Below are 22642 nucleotides of genomic sequence, written 5' to 3'. Positions count from 1 at the left end.
GGGAGGAACGGCCGGTCCGTCCGGCGTGTCGCGAATCCGGCGAAACTCGGCCGTGGTTGAGGCCCGCTCGCCCATCTCACGCCTATGGTGACACGTGTGTGGCGTGGAGAAGGCACCATGATCTCTGGTGCAGACGAGGCGACGAATCCGGTGCGCCCGAGTGATCTCGGCGTCGCAGAGCCGGGTGTCGTCGTCGCGCACGTGGCCGACCCGGAGCGTGCCCGGCTTCGCGCGCAGGCTGCTCTGCTCGGCGGACGCTCGACGCTCCTCTTCTATGAGGACTCGCCCGAGCGCGGTGTCGACATCAACAAGGCCCATCCGGGGAGCCTGCCGCAGTTCCTGACGGGCCGGTCGACGCTGCTGTCGAACCTCTACCGCGACGAGGTGGCTCTGCGCACCGCACGGATGGCGGCCGAGCGGATCACCGCCAAGAACGTGGAACTACGCACCGCACGGGGCCTTGAGACGGTGTCGCTCGCCGTGGGCATGGCATCCTGGCGCATCGGCGGGATCATGTGCACGGCCCCGGTGCTGCTGCGACCTCTCGCGATCCGCCGCCACCACACCGATTTCGAGCTCAAGCTCCACGGCTCCTTCATCGTGAACCCGGAGCTCGTGCGCGCGCTGGGGACCCACTTCGGCATCCATCTGGACTCGGCAGCCCTCGCAGGCCTCGCTCACGACGGCGCCGTGTTCCGCCCGCAGCCGGTGATCGACCACCTGCGGGCGCTGACGACCCACATCCCGACCTTCACGGTCGTCCCACGCCTGGTCGTCTCCAACTTCGTCGACGTCGGATCGGGCATGGCTCGCGACACGGCCGACCTCGACCACCCGGTGCTCAACGCGCTCGCGGGGCATCCCGACGAGCGCGCGCGCCTCGCTGTGCGTCCCGCGCTTCCCCGCGTCACGAGTCCCGATGAGCGCACACCCGCGGCGGACACGCTTCTGCTGGATGCGGATGAGGAGCAGGAGGCGGTGCTCGCGCGCATCGCCGCCGGTCACTCGCTCGCGGTGCACACCCTGCCCGGCACCGGAGGCACGCAGACGGTCATCAACGCGATCGGTGCCCTCGTTCAGAGCGGCCGTCGTGTGCTCGTCGTGAGCGCTCGCCGCTCGACCCTCGACGGCGTCCGCCATCGTCTCGCCGGCATCGGTCTGGACGCGCTCGCCGTCACGCCGCGACACCTGCACCGGGATCTCATCCGCGCCATCGGACGCAACGAGAAGGCCCAGCCGCCGAAGGTCGCCGAGATCGACGACGCGCTGCTGCGACTGCGTACCGTCCTGCGCGACTATCGGGGCGCGTTGACCGCCTCTCATCCCAGCCTCGGAACCTCGGCCCTGCAGGTCGTGCGCCGGTTGACCGAGCTGAGCGCGTTGTCGCCGGCGCCGTCCACCACCGCCCGTTTCGACATCGCCACGCTCGAGGCCCTGCGCGACGCGCGGCCGGAGGCGGCTGCGAAGCTCGTGGCCGCGGCGAAGCTGGGGGAGTTCCGCTTCGGTCCCGACGACTCGCCCTGGTACGGGGTGAGCTTCGACACCACCGAGTCCGCGCGCGCCGCACATGCGCTCGCCGGCAAGCTCAGCGGCCGCGAGGTCCCGAGTCTGCTCGAGCGCGGCTACGAGATGATCGCGCAGACGCGGATGCGTCCCTTCCGCACGATCGATGAGCTCGGCGACTATCTGCGCCTGCTGCAGGGCATCCGCGAGACCCTCGACAAGTTCAGCCCGAGCGTCTTCGAGCGTCCGCTCGTCGAGCTCATCCAGGCGCACGCGCCCAAACGAGACTCCGCCGACATGTCCAGCGCGAACCGACGCCGCCTCAAGCGCCTGTCGCGAGAGTACGTGCGTCCCGGGGTACACGTCGGCGACATGTACGAGTCGCTCGTGCGCATCCAGCAGCAGCGCGCCGACTGGCAGCGCCTGGTCGACGCAGGCGTCGTGCCCGAGGTGCCGGTCGGTCTCGCCGACGTGCACGTCGCCTGGCAGCGGGTGCACGCGCAGCTCGGCGAACTCGACCAGATCCTGCGCCGTCGCGAGTCGAACCGACTGGCCTCGCTGCCGGTGGCGCAGCTGATGCGCGTGCTGGCCGGTCTCGCCGCCGAGTCGGCGTACTTCGAGAACCTCGTCGAGCGTGCCACCCTGCGCACAGAACTCGACCGTATGGGTCTCGCCCCCCTGCTCACCGAGCTGTCGGTGCGTCACGCTCCCGAGGACCAGGTCGGGGCCGAACTCGAGTTCGCGTGGTGGCAGTCCGCCCTCGAGCATCTGCTGCGCACCGACCGTGCACTCCTCGGCGCGAACACCGCGGTCCTGGACCGCCTCGAACGCGATTTCCGGCTGGTGGACGAGGCGCACGCCGCCGCATCCGGACCCGTCCTCGCGGCGCAGCTCGCGACGCAGTGGAAGATCGGCTTGGTCGATCACGCCGACGAGGCCGCCGCCCTCAAGCAGGCGCTCAAGGGTGGTGTCTCGGCTCCCGAGCAGCTCGTGCGAGCGGCGCCCACGCTCATGCGCACTCTCGCGCCCGTGTGGCTCGCCTCGCCCTACGAGGTGCCCGAGATCCCCGATCACCCGCCGTTCGACGTCGTGATCATCGCGGATGCGGCAGCGCTCTGCCTCGCGGAGGCGGCGCCCGCGCTGCGCCGCGCGCGGCAGGTGGTGCTCTTCGGCGATCCCGTCACCCAGAAGCCGACCCCCTTCGCCGTCGGCGCGGGCGAGCGCGCGGTGGCTGATGAGTTCGACGAGCCGTTCGATGAGGTCTCGGTGTTCGAGCGGATGGCGGAGCTACTCGACGTCGCCACATTGACGCGCAGCTACCGCGCGGGCGGCGAGGATCTGGCACAGCTCGTGAACGACGCGTTCTACGGCGGTGAGTTGGTCTCGCTGCCCTGGGCCGGTGCCTACCTCGGCCGGGGGAGCCTCAGCGTCGACTACGTCGAGGGGGAACGGGAACCCCGGATCCGATCTCGGGCGCCGTCGAGAGCCCCGATGCCGAGGTCGCGCGCGTCGTGACCCTCGTGACCGAGCACGCGGTCAACCGCTCCGGTGAGAGCCTCATGGTCGTCACGGCCAGCAGGCGGCACGCGGAGCGCATCCGTGCGGCCGTGGACGTCGCCTTCGCGGGCCGCGCCGACGTGGCCGACTTCGTGTCGCGCGAGACGGCCGAGCCGTTCGCCGTGCTGACGCTCGAGGAGTCGGTCGCAGAGAGTCGCGACCGTGTCATCTTCTCGCTCGGATTCGGGCTGACCAAGCACGGCCGCGTCCTCAGCGACTTCGGTGACCTGTCCACGGCGGACGGCGAGCGACTGCTCACGGTGGGGATGACTCGTGCTCGTCGTTCCATGGTGATCGTCTCTTCCATCCGCCCCAGCGCCTTCGAGGACGGCCGGCTCGAACACGGTGCGGCGACGCTCATGAGCATCCTCGGCGGAGTGGCGGCGAGAGCGCGCGAGACGCGTCTCGAAGACCTGGCCGATCCGCTCACCCGAGCGCTCGCGCGTGAACTGCGCGCGAAGGGCATCAAGGTCGATCTCGACTACCGCGGGTTGCTGCCGCTCGTCGCGGGCCATGACGGCAAGGCCGTCGTCGTCGAGAGCGACCCGGAGACGCGTCCCGAGTCCCTGCGCGAGTCGCTGCGTCTGCGGCCGCAGATCCTTCGACGCCTGGGGTGGCACTACCTGCGGGTGCACGCCTTCGACCTCTACAGCGACCCCGCGGCGGTCGCGGCGCGCGTGGCGACGCTGCTCGGTGTCGAGGCGGGTGCGTCGCTGCAGGCGAGCACGCAGCCGATCGATGTCACCGAGTGACGACCGCCAGCACGTCGTCCGCGTGCAGGGAGCACGGCGCGCGCGGCTGACACCTGCTCCCGGTGCCGTCGAGGCACCCGAGGGCGCAGACGACGACGCCGCATCCGCCGCATCCGAGACGGGCCCGAACGATGAACGGATGCGGCGCGAGGTCCCGCCGCACTACTGACGCGTCAGGGCTGAGTCTTGTTCTGCTGCTCGAGCAGGTCGCGGATCTGCACCAGCAGCTCCTGCTCGGTGGGAGCCGGAGCAGCTTCGGGCTCGCGAACCCCGGCGCGCGCGGCCTGGCGCGCCTTCCACAGGTTCATCGGCATGACGAACGCGAAGTAGACGACGACCGCGACGGCGAGGAAGCTCACCACAGCGGTGATGAGCCCACCGATGGGGAACGTGACCGTGCCGCCGTAGATGTCGGGCACGGGGATGCCGGGAACCCCGTTCTCATCCGCCTTCCAGAAGATCTCGATGAGCGGCGTGATGATCGACGCGACGATCGCGTTGACCACGGCGGTGAACGCGGCGCCGATGACGACCGCGACCGCGAGGTCGATCACGTTGCCGCGGAGGATGAACTCCTTGAAACCTTTGATCATCGATTCTCTCCTCATGTTGTCGGCGTCCGGCCGGTCAGGATGCCGCGGGGGCGGCGGGAGCGGCGGCTCCCGTGCTCGATGATGCCCCGGACGAGCCGGAGTCTCCACCCGACGTGCCGGTGGCGCTCGAGCCTGACGTGCCGGCGCGCGAGTCGGTGCGGTAGAAGCCGGAGCCGTTGAACGTGACGCCGATCGAGCCGTACTCCTTGCGCAGTTCGCCGCCGCAGGCCGGGCACTCGGTCAGCGCGGGGTCGGAAAAGGACTGGACGGTGTCGAAGCGGTGCCCGCAGGACTTGCAGGCATAGGCGTAGGTGGGCATGGTGCCTCCGGGGTCAGGCGCTCAGCGAGCGCGCAGCGTCAGGGTGCGGGTGGGGGTGACGACGCCGTCGACGGGTTGGTCGTGCACATCGGTGGGGACGTCGTCGAGGATCTCGGAGTCGTAGACGACCGCGTACACCGGCGGGCACTTCTGCATCGATCCGATGGTCTTGTCGAAGTAGCCGCGCCCCCATCCCAGCCGCATCCCTCGACGGTCGACGGCGGCGGCGGGCACGATCATCAGGTCGACGTCGTTGACGGCGATCGGGCCCAGCAGCTCACCTACCGGCTCGGGGAGACCGAACAGGCCCTCCGCGATCTCGCCGTCCTCCGTGGCGACGGCCCAGTCGAGCAGGCCGTCCACCCGCGTGACGGGAAGGAGCACGCGGATGCCGCGCCGCACGGCCTCGCGCACGAACTCCCGCGTGTCAGGCTCGGCGTTGGTCGACAGGAAGCAGGAGAGCGATCTCACCTGGTGCGCCGTGGTGAGGGCGTCGAGCTGCTGGTGGACGCCCGCACCCGCGCTCTCCCGAGCGGCGGCCGACAGCGTCTGCCGCCGCTCCCGCAGGTCGGCGCGGAGTGCGCGCTTGACGTCGTCCACTGCATTGCGATCGTCACCGTCTGACATGCAGATGATTCTAAGGACCGCAACCGGCTCGGGCGTGCCGATAGGATCGCGGCATGAGTCACAAGCCCTTCAAGGCCGTCATTCCCGCTGCGGGTCTGGGAACACGATTCCTGCCCGCCACGAAGGCGATGCCGAAGGAGATGTTGCCCGTCGTCGACAAGCCCGCCATTCAGTACGTGGTCGAAGAGGCGGTCGAAGCGGGCATCCAGGACGTGCTGATCATCATCGGTCGCAACAAGAACAACATCGCGAATCACTTCGACGCGATGCCCGAGCTCGAGCAGAAGCTGCGGGAGAAGGGCGACACCGGAAAGCTCGCGAAGGTGGAGCACTCCTCCGACCTCGCCGACGTGCACATGGTGCGTCAGGGGGAGCCGAAGGGGCTCGGGCACGCGGTGCTGCGTGCGCAGGCCCACGTCGGAGATCACCCGTTCGCCGTGCTGCTGGGAGACGACCTGATCGACGAGCGCGACCCGCTGCTGTCGAAGATGCTCTCCGAGTACGACAAGCGCGGTGCCGCGGTGATCGCCCTCATGGAGGTCGACCCGGAGAACATCCACCTCTACGGTGTGGCGGCGGTCGAGGAGACCGACGAGGACGGCGTCGTGAAGGTGACGGGCCTGGTCGAGAAGCCCAAGAAGGAGGATGCGCCCTCCAACCTCGCCATCATCGGCCGCTACGTGCTCGGTCCCGAGGTGTTCGAGGTACTCGAGCACACCGAACCGGGTAAGGGTGGCGAGATCCAGCTCACCGACGCGCTGGAGGAGCTGGCCATGGATCCGGAGCGCGGCGTCTACGGCGTGGTCTTCCGCGGCCGGCGTTACGACACGGGTGACAAACTCGACTACATCAAGGCGATCGTCCAGCTCGCCAGTGATCGCGACGATCTCGGTCCGGACCTGCGGCCGTGGCTGAAGGACTTCGTCGCCGGACTCTGAACCGGGGAGGCTCGAGGTGGACCTTTCGGCACCGCGCGAGCACGGGCGGGTCGGCATCCGTCTGATCCGTGCGCGCGATGCGCGCGTGCTGCAGGATCATCTGATGTCGAACCGCACCTGGCTGCGTCCGTGGGAGGCGACGAGCCCCGACGGCGCCGTTCTGCTCGACATGAAGATCGGCATCCGCCGGCTTCTCCAGCAATACCGCGACGGTGCGGGCGTTCCGCTGGTCATGGAGTACGACGGCCGGGTCGCCGGCCAATTGAACGTGTGGGGGATCGCGCGGGGATCGCTCGCGTCGGCGACGATCGGCTACTGGGTGGCCCGCGAGTTCGCCGGCCGCGACATCACGCCGACGTCGGTGGCTCTCGCGACCGATCTCTGCTTCACGGAGCTGCGGCTGCACCGGATGGAGATCTGCATCCGACCGGAGAACGATGCGAGTCTGCGGGTGGTGCAGAAGCTCGGGTTCCGCTACGAGGGTCTGCGCCGTCGCTACATCCATATCGACGGCGACTGGCGCGACCACTATGCCTTCGCGCTCACACGCGAAGAGGTCCCCGAAGGTGTGCTGGCTCGATGGGTGGCCGGGCGTGCGCCGACTGATGCCGCGCACGTGCCCGAGCGCGACCGCATCGCCCCCTCCGACTGACGCCGACACGCCGACGCTTGCCGTGTCGGCCGGGATGCGTCGCCTACCGTTGACGGCATGGGTGGACAGGTGCTGGGCGGAGGAGTGATCTTCCTCGTCGCTGTGACGCTGTGGCTGCTCTATCTTCTGCCGTCATGGCACAGCCGGCACCAGTACAACGCCGCCGAGCGCAACGCCGTCCGACTCAATCAGGCCCTGCGCGTTCTCGCCGAGACCAGCGAGACCCCCGAAGAGGTGCGGCTCGAGCTGACGGCTCGCACCGCATCCGCGCAGCAGAAGCTCGCCCGTCAGACGCTCGCCGAGCGCGAGCGGGCTCAGCTCGAGGTCGCGCGCCAAGAGCTCGCCGCTGCCAAGCAGGAGGCCCGCGCGGTGCGCGAGCGCCCTGAAGTGCGCATGGCGCGGGCCCGCAGGCGCGCGCGGCTGACCGCCACCGTCCTCGCGCTCCTCTCGCTCGCCGGAGCGGGGCTGGGCATCTGGCTGCAGCTGACCATGGCGAGCGCCACCGTGCTCTGGGCGTCGGGTGCGGTCTTCGTCGTCTCGGTGATGATGCTGCAGCAGATGTCGCGTGTGGCGCGTCGGGCGGCTCGCCGAGTCGCTCCCGTTCCGCAGGTGGCGGTGGAGACCCGCCAGGTTGATGTGCAGGATGTCGCACTGCCGACACGGTCCGCGCCCGCCACGTGGGAGCCGCGTTCGTTGCCCCGTCCGCTGGCGGCGACCTCGGGGTCGCGCGCGTCCCTCGTTCAGGATGCGGCGGATGCCCGTGAGGCGCTTCGTCGTGCCGCCGTCGAGGAGGCCAAGCGCGAGCGTGCGGAGCAGGCTGCACCGCCGTCGATCGACACCGCGCGGGTCGCCAAGGTACCCGAGGAGTCGCCCTTCGCGCGGATGGGATACGTCGACGATGCGGAGATCGAGGATCACGTTCGCCGGCTGCTTTCCACCCGCCGCGCAGCGGGCTGACGAGGTTCATTCGCCTCTTCGGGCCGTGATAGGCTCGTTGAGTTCCGGGCCTGTGGCGCAGTTGGTAGCGCGCTTCGTTCGCAATGAAGAGGTCAGGGGTTCGAATCCCCTCAGGTCCACCGGAAAGGCCCCCGCTCAGCGGGGGCCTTCGTCGTTCTCGGCGTTGTCGAGAGGATGCGGGAGGAGCCTCAGCGGTCGGCGCCAACCGGGGCGGTGGGCAGGGCGCGGGAGGGCGTGGAGCGTGACGCATCCGTCGCACTCGCTCCGGGCCGCCGCAGCCGGTCGGCGAGAACGTACCCCGGCACCGCGCACCCGACCACGGCGAGGTGCATCAGCATCAGTGCGACGACCGCGGGCGTGTTCGTCCCGGGGATGACCGGGGCGATCAGCAGTAGCGCATCCGGAACGAGCGTCAGGACGGTGACGAGGGGCACGAGCAGCAGGAGGAGGCGGCGGGGGTCGCGGGCGCGGTGGGAGATCGCGCGCCAGCACAGCCACCCGACCACGATCCCAGCCACGGTGAAGATGCCTTGCGCCGGGAGGGACAGGGGACCGTAGCCGGCGGGCGCTCCCCAGGAGACGGCGGCCCAGGCGATGGCTGCGTTGATGGCGATGGAAACCGCCGCCGCCGCACCCAGCGCCAGGGTGATTCGGGCGATGTGCTGTCGTCGGGATTGCGTCTGTTCGGTCATGGTCACTGCTCCCATCGAAGACGTGAGCCAGCTTTTACGGTTCTAGCTGGTCCCGTTATTGGGGATACGGTACTGCCGAGACCCGATACATACAATGGCTGCATGCTCGAGGAAGCAGCCGCTGTCAGGTCGGGTCGACCGCGCGACCCCGAAGTGGAGCGGAGCATTCTCGCGGCGACCCAGGACCTGCTCATTGAGGGTGGCTACAGCGCGACGACGATCGCAGCCGTGGCGGCTCGCGCGCGCTGCGGAAAGTCGGCGATCTACCGGCGCTGGAGCACGAAGCCCGATCTCGTCGTCGCCGCGGTGCGCGCGGCGCAGCGCTCACACGATGCGCCCGACACGGGCAGTCTCCGAGGCGACTTCCTCGCTGCGGCCCTGCACTTCGCGGATGCGGGGGACCGGGCCGCCGACCTGCTCGCGCGCGTGCTGAGCGAGATCGGGCGGGATTCGGAGCTCTACCGCGCGGCGCGCGAGAGAATCGGCGCACCGCCGGTGGCGATGCTGGTAGAGGTCATCGAGCGCTGGATTCGCCGCGGTGTCGTGTCCGCGGATGTCCCGGTCGCACTGATCGCCGACATCGTGCCGACGGCGGCGTTCGGGAGCGTGGTGCTGCAACAGCGCGGGCTCCCGCGGCAGAGCGTCGTCGATCTCGTAGACCACGTGGTGCTTCCCGCGCTCATGGTCGGGGCGAAGCAGCGACCCATCTGACGCGATGCCGCACGTCGGTGCTCCTCGTTCTGGTCGTTCACCCTCCCCGCCACCCGCGAGACTGCATCTCTCGCACGAGATCACTGTCATTACCCGTGATCTCGTCACGCACATGCAGTCTCGTGGCCGTGGCCGTGGCCGTGGCCGTGGCCGTGGCCGTGGTGGTGGCGGCGGTGGGAGTGGCGGTGGGAGGCGCGGGGAGGGGCGGGGAGGAGCGGGACGTCATCGGCCGGAAACATGCGCGACACGCCCGGGGTGTGCGCTCGAGTTGGCAGACGCCCGGAACCCACGTAACTTATTACTTGTTCGCCCCACAGGGAAGAACGGAGAGGCTGAAGCCCCGTTCCCCTCAAGCGGAGAACACACTCCCACACAAGCGAGAAGATCTCGGATCCGACGTGCGTGTGGGGTGCCGATCGTTCCGTCGATCGCCGCCTCGGCGGTGAGAACGATCCGCCCCGGCGGATTTGACACGGCGAGCGAAATGGCTAAGATGGAGAAGTTGCCCTGCGGGCGAGGCTGAGAGGCCGAGCGGCAGGAGCATCCGTTCCTTGAGAACTCAACAGCGTGCACTTGTCAAATGCCAAATAACCTCGTTCCAGCTTCGGCTGGGTGAGATTCCTTTGGATCAAGTCCAACCCTTTGGGGTTGGCGTTATGGATTGTCAGTATTGACATCTTTTTGGTCAGTTCAAACTCGCTGCGCACTTCTTTTTCCGTTGTGTGTATGCATTTTTCTTTTACGGAGAGTTTGATCCTGGCTCAGGATGAACGCTGGCGGCGTGCTTAACACATGCAAGTCGAACGGTGAAGCAGAGCTTGCTCTGTGGATCAGTGGCGAACGGGTGAGTAACACGTGAGCAACCTGCCCTGGACTCTGGGATAAGCGCTGGAAACGGCGTCTAATACTGGATACGAGACGTGGCCGCATGGTCAACGTTTGGAAAGATTTTTTGGTTCAGGATGGGCTCGCGGCCTATCAGCTTGTTGGTGAGGTAATGGCTCACCAAGGCGTCGACGGGTAGCCGGCCTGAGAGGGTGACCGGCCACACTGGGACTGAGACACGGCCCAGACTCCTACGGGAGGCAGCAGTGGGGAATATTGCACAATGGGCGAAAGCCTGATGCAGCAACGCCGCGTGAGGGATGACGGCCTTCGGGTTGTAAACCTCTTTTAGCAAGGAAGAAGCGAAAGTGACGGTACTTGCAGAAAAAGCGCCGGCTAACTACGTGCCAGCAGCCGCGGTAATACGTAGGGCGCAAGCGTTATCCGGAATTATTGGGCGTAAAGAGCTCGTAGGCGGTTTGTCGCGTCTGCTGTGAAAACTGGAGGCTCAACCTCCAGCCTGCAGTGGGTACGGGCAGACTAGAGTGCGGTAGGGGAGATTGGAATTCCTGGTGTAGCGGTGGAATGCGCAGATATCAGGAGGAACACCGATGGCGAAGGCAGATCTCTGGGCCGTAACTGACGCTGAGGAGCGAAAGGGTGGGGAGCAAACAGGCTTAGATACCCTGGTAGTCCACCCCGTAAACGTTGGGAACTAGTTGTGGGGACCATTCCACGGTTTCCGTGACGCAGCTAACGCATTAAGTTCCCCGCCTGGGGAGTACGGCCGCAAGGCTAAAACTCAAAGGAATTGACGGGGACCCGCACAAGCGGCGGAGCATGCGGATTAATTCGATGCAACGCGAAGAACCTTACCAAGGCTTGACATATACGAGAACGCTGCAGAAATGTAGAACTCTTTGGACACTCGTATACAGGTGGTGCATGGTTGTCGTCAGCTCGTGTCGTGAGATGTTGGGTTAAGTCCCGCAACGAGCGCAACCCTCGTTCTATGTTGCCAGCACGTAATGGTGGGAACTCATGGGATACTGCCGGGGTCAACTCGGAGGAAGGTGGGGATGACGTCAAATCATCATGCCCCTTATGTCTTGGGCTTCACGCATGCTACAATGGCCGGTACAAAGGGCTGCAATACCGTGAGGTGGAGCGAATCCCAAAAAGCCGGTCCCAGTTCGGATTGAGGTCTGCAACTCGACCTCATGAAGTCGGAGTCGCTAGTAATCGCAGATCAGCAACGCTGCGGTGAATACGTTCCCGGGTCTTGTACACACCGCCCGTCAAGTCATGAAAGTCGGTAACACCTGAAGCCGGTGGCCTAACCCTTGTGGAGGGAGCCGTCGAAGGTGGGATCGGTAATTAGGACTAAGTCGTAACAAGGTAGCCGTACCGGAAGGTGCGGCTGGATCACCTCCTTTCTAAGGAGCATCTGGCACTTCGGTGTCCAGGCCCCTGATCAGAGCGAATGTCTCTGCAGGGTGCTCATGGGTGGAACATTTGACGAGGCATCAGGGTCTGAGGATTCTGCTGAGTACGCCGCTTACGGTTGGAAAGGTGGGGTTGGAGGGTTCTGGTGCATGCACGCTGTTGGGTCCTGAGGGACCGGGTGTGACTCCTTTGGGGGTTGCGGCTGTACCTCTGGGCCTTCTTCTGCTGCCTTTGGTGGTGGGGGTTGGTACCGCCCGTACTTTGAGAACTACACAGTGGACGCGAGCATCTTAGAGATGAATCTTCGGATTCATTTCACAGGTGATCTTTTTTTAGATCATTTAGTCAATTTTCGAGTTGACGATTCAAACTCATGTGATTTCAAGTCTTTAAGAGCAAACGGTGGATGCCTTGGCATCTGGAGCCGAAGAAGGACGTAGCAATCTGCGATAAGCCTCGGGGAGTGGATAAGCACACTTTGATCCGAGGGTCTCCGAATGGGGAAACCCCGCTGGGCGGCGTGCCGACCTAGTGACTCCCGCCTGAATATATAGGGCGGGTAGAGGGAACGTGGGGAAGTGAAACATCTCAGTACCCACAGGAAGAGAAAACAACCGTGATTCCGTGAGTAGTGGCGAGCGAAATCGGAAGAGGCTAAACCTAGCGTGTGTGATAGCCGGCAGGCGTTGCACGTTGGGGGTTGTGGGACTTTCTTGATCATCCTGCCGGGTGATCGACGTGACAGAAGCGTATAGACGAATGGTCTTGAAAGGCCAGCCATAGTGGGTGCCAGCCCCGTAGTCGAAATGCGTGTTCTGGCGTGGAGAGTATCCCAAGTAGCACGGGGCCCGAGAAATCCCGTGTGAATCTGTCAGGACCACCTGATAAGCCTAAATACTCCCAGATGACCGATAGCGGACAAGTACCGTGAGGGAAAGGTGAAAAGTACCCCGGGAGGGGAGTGAAATAGTACCTGAAACCGTTTGCTTACAAACCGTTGGAGCCTCCTTAGTAGGGGTGACAGCGTGCCTTTTGAAGAATGAGCCTGCGAGTTAGCGATACGTGGCGAGGTTAACCCGTGTGGGGTAGCCGTAGCGAAAGCGAGTCTGAATAGGGCGATTCAGTCGCGTGTCCTAGACCCGAAGCGAAGTGATCTATCCATGGCCAGGTTGAAGCGACGGTAAGACGTCGTGGAGGACCGAACCCACTTAGGTTGAAAACTGAGGGGATGAGCTGTGGATAGGGGTGAAAGGCCAATCAAACTTCGTGATAGCTGGTTCTCTCCGAAATGCATTTAGGTGCAGCGTTGCGTGTTTCTTGCCGGAGGTAGAGCTACTGGATGGCCGATGGGCCCTACAAGGTTACTGACGTCAGCCAAACTCCGAATGCCGGTAAGTGAGAGCGCAGCAGTGAGACTGTGGGGGATAAGCTTCATAGTCGAGAGGGAAACAACCCAGACCACCAACTAAGGTCCCTAAGCGCGTGCTAAGTGGGAAAGGATGTGGAGTTGCTGTGACAACCAGGAGGTTGGCTTAGAAGCAGCCACCCTTGAAAGAGTGCGTAATAGCTCACTGGTCAAGTGATTCCGCGCCGACAATGTAACGGGGCTCAAGCACGCCACCGAAGTTGTGGCATTGACATTATTGGTAGGCCTTCGTGGTCCAGCCGTGTTGATGGGTAGGAGAGCGTCGTGTGGCCAGCGAAGCGGCGGTGTGAACCAGCCGTGGAGGCTACACGAGTGAGAATGCAGGCATGAGTAGCGAAAGACGTGTGAGAAACACGTCCTCCGAAAGACCAAGGGTTCCAGGGTCAAGCTAATCTTCCCTGGGTAAGTCGGGACCTAAGGCGAGGCCGACAGGCGTAGTCGATGGACAACGGGTTGATATTCCCGTACCGGCGAAGAACCGCCCAAGCTAATCCAGTGGTGCTAAGAGTCCTAGCCAGGAATGTGTGGATCCCTTCGGGGTGATGCCGTCTTGGTGAACGCTCGACCCCATGCTGGTGCGGTTAGCGTATTAACAGGTGTGACGCAGGAAGGTAGCCCAACCCGGGCGATGGTTGTCCCGGGGCAAGTGCGTAGGCTGAGTCGTAGGCAAATCCGCGACTCGTTCGGCTGAGACACGATGCGGATAAAAAGTGGGTGATCCTATGCTGCCGAGAAAAGCATCGACGCGAGGTTCTAGCTGCCCGTACCCCAAACCGACTCAGGTGGTCAGGTAGAGAATACCAAGGAGATCGAGAGAATCGTGGTTAAGGAACTCGGCAAAATGCCCCCGTAACTTCGGGAGAAGGGGGGCCATCCGCTTATACCAGCTTGCCTGGAAAAGGGTGTGGTGGCCGCAGAGACTAGTGGGTAGCGACTGTTTACTAAAAACACAGGTCCGTGCCAAGTCGCAAGACGATGTATACGGACTGACGCCTGCCCGGTGCTGGAAGGTTAAGAGGAGCGGTTAGCGTAAGCGAAGCTGCGAATTTAAGCCCCAGTAAACGGCGGTGGTAACTATAACCATCCTAAGGTAGCGAAATTCCTTGTCGGGTAAGTTCCGACCTGCACGAATGGCGTAACGACTTCCCAACTGTCTCAACCGCGAACTCGGCGAAATTGCATTACGAGTAAAGATGCTCGTTACGCGCAGCAGGACGGAAAGACCCCGTGACCTTTACTACAGCTTGGTATTGGTGTTCGGTGTGGCTTGTGTAGGATAGGTGGGAGACTGTGAAGCAGACACGCCAGTGTTTGTGGAGTCATTGTTGAAATACCACTCTGGTCACTCTGGATATCTAACTTCGAACCGTAATCCGGTTCAGGGACAGTGCCTGGTGGGTAGTTTAACTGGGGCGGTTGCCTCCCAAAAAGTAACGGAGGCGCCCAAAGGTTCCCTCAACCTGGTTGGCAATCAGGTGGCGAGTGTAAGTGCACAAGGGAGCTTGACTGTGAGACTGACAGGTCGAGCAGGGACGAAAGTCGGGACTAGTGATCCGGCAGTGGCTTGTGGAAGCGCTGTCGCTCAACGGATAAAAGGTACCTCGGGGATAACAGGCTGATCTTGCCCAAGAGTCCATATCGACGGCATGGTTTGGCACCTCGATGTCGGCTCGTCGCATCCTGGGGCTGGAGTAGGTCCCAAGGGTTGGGCTGTTCGCCCATTAAAGCGGTACGCGAGCTGGGTTTAGAACGTCGTGAGACAGTTCGGTCCCTATCCGCTGCGCGCGTAGGAAGTTTGAGAGGATCTGACCCTAGTACGAGAGGACCGGGTTGGACGAACCTCTGGTGTGTCAGTTGTTCCGCCAGGAGCACCGCTGATTAGCTACGTTCGGGATGGATAACCGCTGAAAGCATCTAAGCGGGAAGCCGGCCTCAAGATGAGACTTCCATACCTTCGGGTGAGAGGCTCCCAGCCAGACTACTGGGTTGATAGGCCAGATGTGGAAGCGCAGTAATGCGTGTAGCTGACTGGTACTAATAAGCCGATGACTTGATAACACTTCGTTTGAACTGAAGCTGTTCGCGTCCACTGAGTGGTTCTCGATGTACGGTCGAGAACCGCAGACAACATTCTTTTGTTGTGTGCATGACTTGAAACATCAATAGTGTTTCGGCGGCCATAGCGAGAGGGAAACGCCCGGTCCCATTCCGAACCCGGAAGCTAAGCCTCTCAGCGCCGATGGTACTGCAGGGGGGACCCTGTGGGAGAGTAGGACACCGCCGGACTCCTTTTAGAAAGGGCCACCCAACGCTGGGTGGCCCTTTCGTGTTTCTGGAGCCAAGTGCCGTCGCCGAACGCGCCTCTGATCGTGACACACGGTGCGGTCGGGTTGCGAAGCTGGACATCTTCTAGCGAGGAGCGAGGAGTTCCCACTCGTCGACGACGGGCACGGCCGAGGGCCAGTGATCTCCTGCGATGGGGAACGTGGCCACGGCGCAGGTCGTCATCGTCACCTCGCGCCCGGCAAGCGTGGTCGCGAGGTCGCTCAGTCCTGGGTCGTGCGCGATGATGAGGACGTTCTGAGCCCCTGTCGTGGCAGCGGAACACCAGATGTCGCGGGCCGACGCGGCGTAGAGATCGCTCTCGGTCTCCAGCGGAACGTCGAGTGCGCGTGCGAACGCTTCCGCCGTCGTGCGTGCGCGGACCGCAGTGCTGCTGAGCAGGCGATCGGGGCGGAAGCCCGTGCGCGCGAGGACCCCGGCCATCAGGGGAGCGTCGCGTTGACCGCGGTCGTTCAGGGGGCGTTCGTGATCGCTGAGACCCGCTGCGGCCCAATCGGACTTGGCGTGGCGGACCAGGACGAGAGTGACCATGTCTTTCGCGTCCTATCCCACGTAGACCCAGGCGTCGCGCCCACTCTGCAGCACGACGGCCACCCGCGTGTACAGCGAGACTTCGTATTCGTCGGCCGCGTCGAGCTCGTCCAGTGTCAGCTCCAAGACCTGTCCGGAGACCTTGTCGCTCCTGCTCCCGGTACGTCGCAGCACAGGGTGCGTGGCGAGACCCGAGAGGGCTACGACACGGGTGTCCTCGATGTCGGCTTGCTGCACGTGGTAGCCCGCGAGCACGTCGTCCGTCGATTCGACACGGCGGCCGAAGACGTCCAGCTGTACTTGCGGCAGCAGGAGAGTCCCATAGGAGAACAGGCGCTCGGTCGTCGCCGTGCTGCTCATCCCGCCCCCTAGGCTCCGAAGATCGCGTGTGCGACCGCGAAGATCGTCAGCCCCGCGAGAGAGCCGACGATCGTGCCATTGAGGCGAATGTACTGCAGATCGCGGCCGACCATGAGTTCGATCTTCTCGGTGGTCTCCTCAGGATCCCAGCGCTCCACTGTGTCGGTGATGACGGAGGCGATGTCGTGCCGGTAACGCTCGATGACGAACACCGCCGCATCCGTCACCCAGCCATCGACGCGGGCGCGCAGGGTCTCATCGCGCTCGAGGCGCCGGCCGACGTCCGTCAACGTCTCGACCAGGCGTCGGCGCAGCCCGCTCTCCGGGTCGCGCAGACCGCGTGTCAGGCCGTTCTTGGCCGTGCGCCAGGCTTCACCTGCCAGCTCGCGGACCCGGGGCGAGTCGAACACCGTCGTCTTCGCGTCTTCGAATCGTCCGATGGTCGCGGGGTCGTGCTGCAGGTTGTCCGCGAGGCGTGCGAGGTAGCCGTCCACCGCGTGCCGCGCCGGGTGATCGGGATCCGCGCGGACGGCGGCGACGAACTTGACCGCCTCGTGGTAGGCGGCCTCATCGATCAGCGTGTGCACCATCGACGGAACCCACGAGGGGAGGCGCCGGGAGATGAGGCCCGTGAAAGCCGAGCGGTTCGCTCGCAGCCAGGCGGCCATACTGTCGGCTGCGAGATCCACGGCGCCATGGTGTGCGCCGGTGTCGACCATGCGCTCGAGCCAGCCGCCGAGCGGTGGGCCCCACTCGGGCATGACCAGGTGTTCGCGGGCCAAGTCGCCCAGCAGCTGTTGCACGTCGTCGTCGCTCAACGCCTCGATGACATTCGTCGCGATCGTCGCTCCCTCCGAAGCGACCCGCTCGGCATGGGTGGGCTGCGCCAGCCAGGCACCGAGGCGGGCAGAAAGCGAGAAGGATTCGAGTTTGCCGCGGATGACGGGAGCCGCGAGGAAGTTCGTCTCGACGAACTCGCCGAGGGTGCGTCCGATCTCGTCCTTGCGCGTCGGGATGATCGCGGTGTGCGGGATAGGGAGTCCGAGCGGGCGACGGAACAGTGCGGTCACCGCGAACCAATCCGCGAGCGCTCCGACCATGCCTCCCTCCGCCGCGGCACGCACGTACGAGAGCCACGGATAGCGGCTCTGCAGAGCGAACGCGATCACGAAGACGACGGCGAGCACGATGAGGGCGCCGAGCGCGATCCCCTTCATCAGTCGCAGCCCGCGCAACCGCTCTCGATCGGCGTCGCTCAGCAGTGCTGTCGGGGTGCGGGGCATGTCGTCATCCTTCCACGGCGTACTCTGTCAGCGTGATCGACGACATCAAGAAGCGCGCCCTGCACCGCACGAGCATCCTGGAAGGGCAGCTGCGCGGGGTGACCAAGATGATCGAGTCCGAGGAGTACTGCATGGACATCATCACGCAGTCTCGTGCGATCCAGCGCTCCCTGGAGTCGTTGAACCGTCTTCTTCTCGAGAACCATCTGCGCACTCATGTGGCCCACATGTTCGAGGAGGGCGGCGAGGACCGCGAGCGTGCCGTCGAGGAGCTGCTGCGCGCCTTCGATTTCTCCGGTAAATGATCCCGCCGGTCAGCTCGCAAGATCCTCGCGCTGACTCGTCCAACCGATATCGAAGCTCCGATTGCCGCTGATCGCCGTCGCGAACGGCTCGAGAGCGGCCATCGTGTCCGCGTCCAGCACGAGGCCGGATGCGGGCAGCCACTCGTCCACGTGCCGCGCGAAGCGCGAGCCGGGGATGGGAGCAGAGGCGATCCCCAACTGCGCGGCACGCGTGAACAGCCAGCCGAGCGCGAGCTGCGCACCCGTCAGGCCGCGCTGGTGCGCGAGGGCGAGGTAATCGGCGCGGAGACCGGCGTTGGCGGCCAGGTTCTCTGCGGAGAACCTCGGGAACCGCGGCCGACCGTCGCCGGCGCCGATGTGCGCGGGGGAGAACTCGTCCGTCAACCAGGCGCGGCTGAGCGGCGAGTACGGCACGAAGCCGATCCCGAGCTCGGCCGCCGTCGGCACCACGGCGCGCTCCACGTCACGGCTGACGACGCTCCACTCCGTCTGCACGGCGGCGATCGGATGCACCGCGTGCGCGCGACGGATCTCATCCGCGGTGGCCTCAGACAACCCGATGTGCCGCACTTTGCCCGCGGTCACGAGCTCTGACATCGCACCGACCGTCTCCTCGATGGGAACGTGCGGATCGACGCGGTGCTGGTAGTACAGGTCGACGTGATCGGTGCCCAGCCGGGACAGGCTCTCATCGATCTGCTCGCGCACGTAGGCGGCATCGCCGCGGATGCCGCGCGAGCCGATCGCGCCGCCGGAGATGCCGAACTTGGTCGCCAGCGTGATCTCGTCGCGCCGGGCGGCGAGCAGCCGTGCGATCGTGCGCTCACTGCGCCCCGCGCCGTAGATGTTGGCCGTGTCGACGAACGTGAGTCCCGCATCCACCGCGTGCGTCAACGTTGCCAGCGCCGCCTCGTCGTCAACCGGACCATACACGTCGCTGAGGCTCATCCCGCCGAAGCCGAGCGCGCTGACGTCGAGACCGTCGCCGAGGAGGACGCGACCCACGGCACTCATTCCGGCGCTCCCTGTTCGATGGGGCCGAGCCATGCGGAGGCGACGGTCGCGTGCGCGGACTCGGGGTCGGAAGGGTGGAACTGTCCGGCGAGCACGTCGCGATACAGCCGGCCCAGTTCGCTGGACGAGAAGTACGAAGAGCCGCCGGCCACGAGGATCGCCTCGTCGACGATCCGCTTGGCCCCCACGGCGGCGCGGTGCTTCAGCCCGGACAGCAAGGAGAACCACCGCGCGCCGTGATCGACTCCGGCGTCCACGTCGTGAGCGAGCGTGGCGATCTGGGGGACGAGCGCGTCGTAGGCCAGCGCCATCTCGGCCACGCGCCAGCGGATGTCAGGGTCCTGGCTGTAGGCCAGACCGGTCTTGCGCGAGCGTCGCCGTGCGGCCGTCGAGACGGCGACATCCAGGGCGCGTCGACCGATGCCGGTGTACACCGAGGCGAGCAGGATCTCGAAGACGCTGAAGATGCCGAACACGATCGGATCGGGCTGCGGGCCGGGGGCGACCCTGCGCACGATCCGGTCGGCCGGAGCGACGGCGCCGTGGAGTTCCGTGGTGCGAGACTGCGTCCCCCTCATGCCCACCGTGTCCCAGTCGTCTCGGGTGTGCACCGCATCCGAGCGGGGCACGAAGCCGTAGACGAGTCGGGGCGCGTCGGGGGAAGTGGTGTCGAGACCGTGCACGCCGAGGTGCGTCCACACCGGGGCGAGCGAGGTGAAGATCTTCGTGCCGGTGAACGTGTACCCGCCGTCCGGAAGCGGCACGGCCTCGGTCGCACTGTCGAAGAGCACGAGGTCGTTGCCGACCTCGCTGATCCCGAAGGCGAAGACCTCCCCGGACGCGGCACCGGTCTGAACGAACGCGAGGTCGTCGATACCCCGGTCGCGCAGCACTTTGGCGACACCCGTCCAGACGAGATGCATGTTGACGGCGAGGGCCGTCGCGGGCGCGGCGGTCGCAAGACGCTGCTGCAGGATCGAGGCCTCGGCGAGCGTCAGCCCCGCGCCTCCCCGATCTGCGGGCACGAGGATGCCGAGGTATCCGGCCGCACGCAGCTCGGTGAGATCCTCGTCCGGGAAGACGTTCTCGCGGTCGATGTCCGCTGCGCGCCCGCGGATGCGCTCGATCAGGTCATCGGGCAGATAGATGCTCGGATCGAAGGTCATGCCAGTGCCTCGCGCAGCGCCGCTACCGTGGCTTCCGGGCGATCGCGATGCGGCGAGTGCCCCGCTCCGGCCACGATCGAACGTGTGATGCGGGCGTTGCCGGCGAGCACCTCGTCGGCGCGAGGGCCGGTGAACAGGCTGTAGACGGCGGGGTCGGAGGCGATGACATGCGTGGGCACCGTGAGGCGTGCGGCCGCATCCGTCACATCCCAGTCGGGGTTCTGCTCCAGAGTCTGCTCGATGGCCCAGGGGCTCGCGAGCTGCGCCGCCTGCGCCTTCAGCTCGACGTCCTGCGGGTGCCAGTGGGGATGCGCGGCGCGCACCTCCTCGATCGTCGGCGAGTCGAACGCATCCTGCTGACTGCGTTCGACGACCGCGCGGTCGGCGGGCAGGAGGTACAGCGCGGGGTCGACGAGGACGAGCCGTTTCGCCCACTGCGGATGATCCGCGGAGGCGAGCGTGGCCGACGCACCGCCGAGCGAGTGGCCGATGACGAGGTCCCAGGCGCCGCCGGGGTCGGGAGTCGTCTGGCTCAGATCGGCGGCGTAGGCGGCGATCGTGTAGTCGAGCGCTCGCGGTGCCAGGCCGTGACCGCGCAGGTCGACGGCGACGGTTCGCCATCCCGCCTCGGCCAGGGCCGTCCCGAAGCGCCACATCAGAGCGCCGGACGATCCCAGCCCGTGCACAAGGAGGGCATGATGAGCGGATGCGGGGGAGCCCCACGCGAGGGTGGGAAGCGCGACGGATGCGGGCATGTGTACGAGCGTAGAACCCCTGCCGCTCACCTCGCCCGTCTGCGTCCGCTTATGGCGCTGTGCGAACGCCGAACGGCGCTCAGGTGATGATCGGCGTGGGCTCGGTGTCGGGGATGGGACTCGGGTCGCGGTGGCGCAGATCCGGGAAGGCGCGCACGCACACGATGGCGACGATCGCGCCGGCGGCGGCGAAGCCCGCGGCCGCGATGAAGGCGCCGGGCGCCTCGACCGCGTCGATGAGGAAGCCGGCGACGGCGGAGCCCGCAGCGGCGCCGATCAGCTGACCGGTCCCGATCCATCCGTAGGCCTCGGCGGTGTCGGAGAACTTGACGCTCACGGAGGTGATCGCGAACAGCACGGCGAGGGCGGGGGCGATGCCGATCCCGGCGAGGAACAGGGTGCCCGAGAGCCACCAGATGTTGAGGGAGAACATCGTCAGCACCAGGCCCACGGCGACGATGCCCATGCGTCGCGCCATCGCCCAGGGGCCCATGGGCACATGACCGAAGGAGAGGCCTCCGGTGAGGCTGCCGATCGAGAAGACGGCGAGCACGATGCCCGCCTCGAGCCCGCCGTGGTCGAAGGTCGCGACGACACCCGCCTCGACCGCCGCACAGGCGCCGATGAGCAGGAATCCGATGATCGTGGCCAGCAGCACGGTGGGGCGGGTCAGAACCTTGCCGAAGCGCCGCTTGCTGCGGGGGATGCGCACCCGGCCGACCTCGGGGGAGAGGATGAACCAGGTTCCACCGCCGACGAGGATGACCGCGATCAGCACGAGCGCTTCCCAGGTGCCGATCTGCGTCGCGATGAACGTGATGACCACGGGGGCGATGATCCAGATGATCTCCTGCAGCGATGCATCCAGCGAGTAGAGCGGGGTGAGCTGGCGGGAGTTGACCATCTTGGGATAGATCGTGCGCACCGCGGACTGCACCGGCGGGGTGGACAGGCCCGCGATGAGCCCGAACGCCATGAAGCCGGCGACCGGCAGATCCAGCAGGCCGATGGCGAGGATCGCCAGCGCACAGACGATCATCGTCAGGCTCAGCACGCGCCGCATCCCCCACCGACCCATCCACCGACTGGTGACGGGGCCCGAGACCGCCTGCCCCACGGATGCGGCCGCGAGAACGAGGCCCGCGTATCCGTAGGAGCCGGTCACGTGCTCGACGTGGAGCAGGATCGCCAGGCTCGTCATCCCGTTCGGGAAGCGCGCCGTGAGCTGTGCGGCGATGATGCGCGCCACCCCCGGGGTGCGCAGCAATTCCTGGTATCCGGCCATCCCTTCAGGATATCCCGGAGAGCGCTTCGGCCGCCGAGTGGATGCGGCGGCGCGACACGCCGCGACACGCCGAAGACGGTTATCCACCGAGCGGGATCGAGCGGACGACGCCCCGGTGTGGATGGTTGCGTCGTTCATCCAGGATTCGCCCGCGATTCAGGGTTTTTTCAGGTCCGGCGACGCGCCGCAGCTGTGGATGAAACGGTGGACAACCTGTGTTGTATCTGGGGAGAGCGGCACGAAAATCACACGGATGTAACTACTACCCCTTGTGGTGCTATCCGATGTCCGTACCCATATGTAGTATTGAGGTCCCGGCGACGAGAAGTGCTGGGAACAGGTCCGTCCGAGGGGAGAAAGAGGTCGAAATGGCGATCACCGTCTACACCAAGCCGTCGTGCGTGCAGTGCAATGCCACCTACCGTGCGCTGGATTCAAAGGGCATCGAGTACGAGGTCCTCGACGTCTCGCAGGACCCCGCGGCCCTCGAGCAGGTCAAGGCCCTCGGCTACCTGCAGGCTCCCGTCGTGATCACCGACGAGGACCACTGGTCGGGCTTCCGTCCCGACAAGATCGACGAGCTGGCCGCGCGCCTGGCTTGA

The 22642-nt window shown here is 65.6% G+C and carries 18 protein-coding genes, 1 tRNA gene, 3 rRNA genes and 1 pseudogene; 12 read left to right on the top strand and 11 right to left on the bottom strand.

All coding sequences use genetic code 11. The features are described from left to right. Positions 1–117 precede the first annotated feature (117 nt). A pseudogene (locus tag AC1VNH_RS05680) lies at positions 118–3812 on the top strand (AAA family ATPase). Beyond that, on the top strand, positions 3799–3981 hold the full coding sequence (locus tag AC1VNH_RS05675; protein ID WP_483110275.1) for a hypothetical protein: 183 nt from the start codon (positions 3799–3801) through the stop codon (positions 3979–3981). Before AC1VNH_RS05680 ends, AC1VNH_RS05675 begins: the two are co-directional and overlap by 14 nt. Positions 3982–3985: 4 nt before the next feature. Here AC1VNH_RS05675 and mscL read toward each other — a convergent pair whose 3' ends face one another. From mscL to AC1VNH_RS05660, 3 genes are read right to left on the bottom strand one after another with little or no spacing between them, the layout of a single operon-like run. Then, positions 3986–4405, bottom strand: a complete 420-nt coding sequence (gene mscL / locus AC1VNH_RS05670) for a large conductance mechanosensitive channel protein MscL (protein WP_483110274.1) — start codon at positions 4403–4405, stop codon at positions 3986–3988. Between the two features lie 34 nt (positions 4406–4439). Beyond that, on the bottom strand, positions 4440–4724 hold the full coding sequence (locus tag AC1VNH_RS05665) for an FmdB family zinc ribbon protein (protein ID WP_483110273.1): 285 nt from the start codon (positions 4722–4724) through the stop codon (positions 4440–4442). 21 nt (positions 4725–4745) lie between these two features. Then, a complete protein-coding gene (locus AC1VNH_RS05660) occupies positions 4746–5351 on the bottom strand; it encodes a 5-formyltetrahydrofolate cyclo-ligase (RefSeq protein WP_483110272.1) in 606 nt (201 codons plus the stop codon). 53 nt (positions 5352–5404) lie between these two features. Here AC1VNH_RS05660 and galU point away from each other — a divergent pair, with 53 nt between their 5' ends. The 4 genes from galU to AC1VNH_RS05640 all read left to right on the top strand — a co-directional run bounded on the left by galU (position 5405) and on the right by AC1VNH_RS05640 (position 8017). Beyond that, positions 5405–6289, top strand: a complete 885-nt coding sequence (gene galU, locus AC1VNH_RS05655) for a UTP--glucose-1-phosphate uridylyltransferase GalU (protein WP_483110271.1) — start codon at positions 5405–5407, stop codon at positions 6287–6289. Positions 6290–6305: 16 nt separating this feature from the next. Then, entirely contained in the window at positions 6306–6941 is a 636-nt protein-coding gene (locus tag AC1VNH_RS05650) for a GNAT family N-acetyltransferase (RefSeq protein WP_483110270.1), read from the top strand. 57 nt (positions 6942–6998) lie between these two features. Further along, a complete protein-coding gene (locus AC1VNH_RS05645) occupies positions 6999–7898 on the top strand; it encodes a large exoprotein (protein WP_483110269.1) in 900 nt (299 codons plus the stop codon). A 46-nt stretch (positions 7899–7944) separates the two neighbouring features. After that, positions 7945–8017, top strand: a tRNA-Ala gene (locus AC1VNH_RS05640). A 69-nt stretch (positions 8018–8086) separates the two neighbouring features. Here the strand turns inward: AC1VNH_RS05640 and AC1VNH_RS05635 are convergent. Then, positions 8087–8590 (bottom strand): DUF6069 family protein, encoded by a 504-nt coding sequence (locus AC1VNH_RS05635; RefSeq protein WP_483110268.1) that lies wholly within the window; start codon positions 8588–8590, stop codon positions 8087–8089. Positions 8591–8692: 102 nt separating this feature from the next. On the opposite strand from AC1VNH_RS05635, the gene AC1VNH_RS05630 reads away from it, so the two are divergent. The 4 genes from AC1VNH_RS05630 (at position 8693) to rrf (ending at position 15284) form a co-directional block, all read left to right on the top strand. Continuing rightward, positions 8693–9301, top strand: a complete 609-nt coding sequence (locus AC1VNH_RS05630) for a TetR/AcrR family transcriptional regulator (protein ID WP_483110267.1) — start codon at positions 8693–8695, stop codon at positions 9299–9301. Positions 9302–10039: 738 nt separating this feature from the next. Next, a 16S ribosomal RNA gene (locus tag AC1VNH_RS05625) occupies positions 10040–11562 on the top strand. Between the two features lie 389 nt (positions 11563–11951). Continuing rightward, positions 11952–15056 (top strand): 23S ribosomal RNA (locus AC1VNH_RS05620). Positions 15057–15167: 111 nt separating this feature from the next. Beyond that, positions 15168–15284: ribosomal RNA gene (gene rrf / locus AC1VNH_RS05615) — 5S ribosomal RNA — on the top strand. Together the 16S, 23S and 5S rRNA genes form the textbook arrangement of a ribosomal RNA operon. A gap of 123 nt (positions 15285–15407) precedes the next feature. On the opposite strand, the gene AC1VNH_RS05610 is transcribed toward rrf, so the two are convergent. Genes AC1VNH_RS05610 through AC1VNH_RS05600 form a run of 3 tightly spaced genes read right to left on the bottom strand, consistent with a single transcriptional unit; the run spans position 15408 to position 17515 of the window. Then, a complete protein-coding gene (locus AC1VNH_RS05610) occupies positions 15408–15872 on the bottom strand; it encodes a SixA phosphatase family protein (RefSeq protein ID WP_483110266.1) in 465 nt (154 codons plus the stop codon). 12 nt (positions 15873–15884) lie between these two features. Beyond that, entirely contained in the window at positions 15885–16232 is a 348-nt protein-coding gene (locus tag AC1VNH_RS05605) for a gamma-glutamylcyclotransferase family protein (protein WP_483110265.1), read from the bottom strand. An 8-nt stretch (positions 16233–16240) separates the two neighbouring features. Continuing rightward, positions 16241–17515 (bottom strand): DUF445 domain-containing protein, encoded by a 1275-nt coding sequence (locus AC1VNH_RS05600; protein ID WP_483110264.1) that lies wholly within the window; start codon positions 17513–17515, stop codon positions 16241–16243. A 32-nt stretch (positions 17516–17547) separates the two neighbouring features. Between AC1VNH_RS05600 and AC1VNH_RS05595 the strand changes: the two genes are divergently transcribed. Beyond that, positions 17548–17820 carry a metal-sensitive transcriptional regulator gene (locus AC1VNH_RS05595; RefSeq protein ID WP_243233686.1) on the top strand — a complete coding sequence of 91 codons (273 nt, stop codon included), beginning with the start codon at positions 17548–17550 and terminating at the stop codon, positions 17818–17820. 9 nt (positions 17821–17829) lie between these two features. Here the strand turns inward: AC1VNH_RS05595 and AC1VNH_RS05590 are convergent, their stop codons facing one another. From AC1VNH_RS05590 to AC1VNH_RS05575, 4 genes are all read right to left on the bottom strand, one after another. Continuing rightward, positions 17830–18834, bottom strand: a complete 1005-nt coding sequence (locus AC1VNH_RS05590) for an aldo/keto reductase (protein ID WP_483110263.1) — start codon at positions 18832–18834, stop codon at positions 17830–17832. Continuing rightward, the gene (locus AC1VNH_RS05585) at positions 18831–20000 is read right to left on the bottom strand and encodes an acyl-CoA dehydrogenase family protein (protein ID WP_483110262.1); all 1170 of its coding nucleotides are present in this window, start codon (positions 19998–20000) and stop codon (positions 18831–18833) included. Before AC1VNH_RS05585 ends, AC1VNH_RS05590 begins: the two co-directional genes overlap by 4 nt. Continuing rightward, positions 19997–20755 (bottom strand): alpha/beta fold hydrolase, encoded by a 759-nt coding sequence (locus AC1VNH_RS05580; protein WP_483110261.1) that lies wholly within the window; start codon positions 20753–20755, stop codon positions 19997–19999. Before AC1VNH_RS05580 ends, AC1VNH_RS05585 begins: the two co-directional genes overlap by 4 nt. 79 nt (positions 20756–20834) lie before the next feature. Continuing rightward, positions 20835–22040, bottom strand: a complete 1206-nt coding sequence (locus AC1VNH_RS05575) for an MFS transporter (RefSeq protein ID WP_483110260.1) — start codon at positions 22038–22040, stop codon at positions 20835–20837. 368 nt (positions 22041–22408) lie between these two features. Here AC1VNH_RS05575 and nrdH point away from each other — a divergent pair, with 368 nt between their 5' ends. Continuing rightward, a complete protein-coding gene (nrdH, locus tag AC1VNH_RS05570) occupies positions 22409–22642 on the top strand; it encodes a glutaredoxin-like protein NrdH (protein WP_137417590.1) in 234 nt (77 codons plus the stop codon).

The organism is Microbacterium sp. KU4F (assembly GCF_056868075.1).
This window is presented reverse-complemented; position numbering and strand designations above follow the sequence as displayed.

What these genes read in the sequence shown, in the direction of transcription:
- AC1VNH_RS05675 (WP_483110275.1), top strand. Translation starts at nt 3,799, where the DNA reads ATGTCACCGAGTGACGACCGCCAGCACGTCGTCCGCGTGCAGGGAGCA.
- mscL (WP_483110274.1), bottom strand. Translation starts at nt 4,405, where the DNA reads ATGATCAAAGGTTTCAAGGAGTTCATCCTCCGCGGCAACGTGATCGAC.
- AC1VNH_RS05665 (WP_483110273.1), bottom strand. Translation starts at nt 4,724, where the DNA reads ATGCCCACCTACGCCTATGCCTGCAAGTCCTGCGGGCACCGCTTCGAC.
- AC1VNH_RS05660 (WP_483110272.1), bottom strand. Translation starts at nt 5,351, where the DNA reads ATGTCAGACGGTGACGATCGCAATGCAGTGGACGACGTCAAGCGCGCA.
- galU (WP_483110271.1), top strand. Translation starts at nt 5,405, where the DNA reads ATGAGTCACAAGCCCTTCAAGGCCGTCATTCCCGCTGCGGGTCTGGGA.
- AC1VNH_RS05645 (WP_483110269.1), top strand. Translation starts at nt 6,999, where the DNA reads ATGGGTGGACAGGTGCTGGGCGGAGGAGTGATCTTCCTCGTCGCTGTG.
- AC1VNH_RS05635 (WP_483110268.1), bottom strand. Translation starts at nt 8,590, where the DNA reads ATGACCGAACAGACGCAATCCCGACGACAGCACATCGCCCGAATCACC.
- AC1VNH_RS05630 (WP_483110267.1), top strand. Translation starts at nt 8,693, where the DNA reads ATGCTCGAGGAAGCAGCCGCTGTCAGGTCGGGTCGACCGCGCGACCCC.
- AC1VNH_RS05610 (WP_483110266.1), bottom strand. Translation starts at nt 15,872, where the DNA reads ATGGTCACTCTCGTCCTGGTCCGCCACGCCAAGTCCGATTGGGCCGCA.
- AC1VNH_RS05605 (WP_483110265.1), bottom strand. Translation starts at nt 16,232, where the DNA reads ATGAGCAGCACGGCGACGACCGAGCGCCTGTTCTCCTATGGGACTCTC.
- AC1VNH_RS05600 (WP_483110264.1), bottom strand. Translation starts at nt 17,515, where the DNA reads ATGCCCCGCACCCCGACAGCACTGCTGAGCGACGCCGATCGAGAGCGG.
- AC1VNH_RS05590 (WP_483110263.1), bottom strand. Translation starts at nt 18,834, where the DNA reads ATGAGTGCCGTGGGTCGCGTCCTCCTCGGCGACGGTCTCGACGTCAGC.
- AC1VNH_RS05585 (WP_483110262.1), bottom strand. Translation starts at nt 20,000, where the DNA reads ATGACCTTCGATCCGAGCATCTATCTGCCCGATGACCTGATCGAGCGC.
- AC1VNH_RS05580 (WP_483110261.1), bottom strand. Translation starts at nt 20,755, where the DNA reads ATGCCCGCATCCGTCGCGCTTCCCACCCTCGCGTGGGGCTCCCCCGCA.
- AC1VNH_RS05575 (WP_483110260.1), bottom strand. Translation starts at nt 22,040, where the DNA reads ATGGCCGGATACCAGGAATTGCTGCGCACCCCGGGGGTGGCGCGCATC.
- nrdH (WP_137417590.1), top strand. Translation starts at nt 22,409, where the DNA reads ATGGCGATCACCGTCTACACCAAGCCGTCGTGCGTGCAGTGCAATGCC.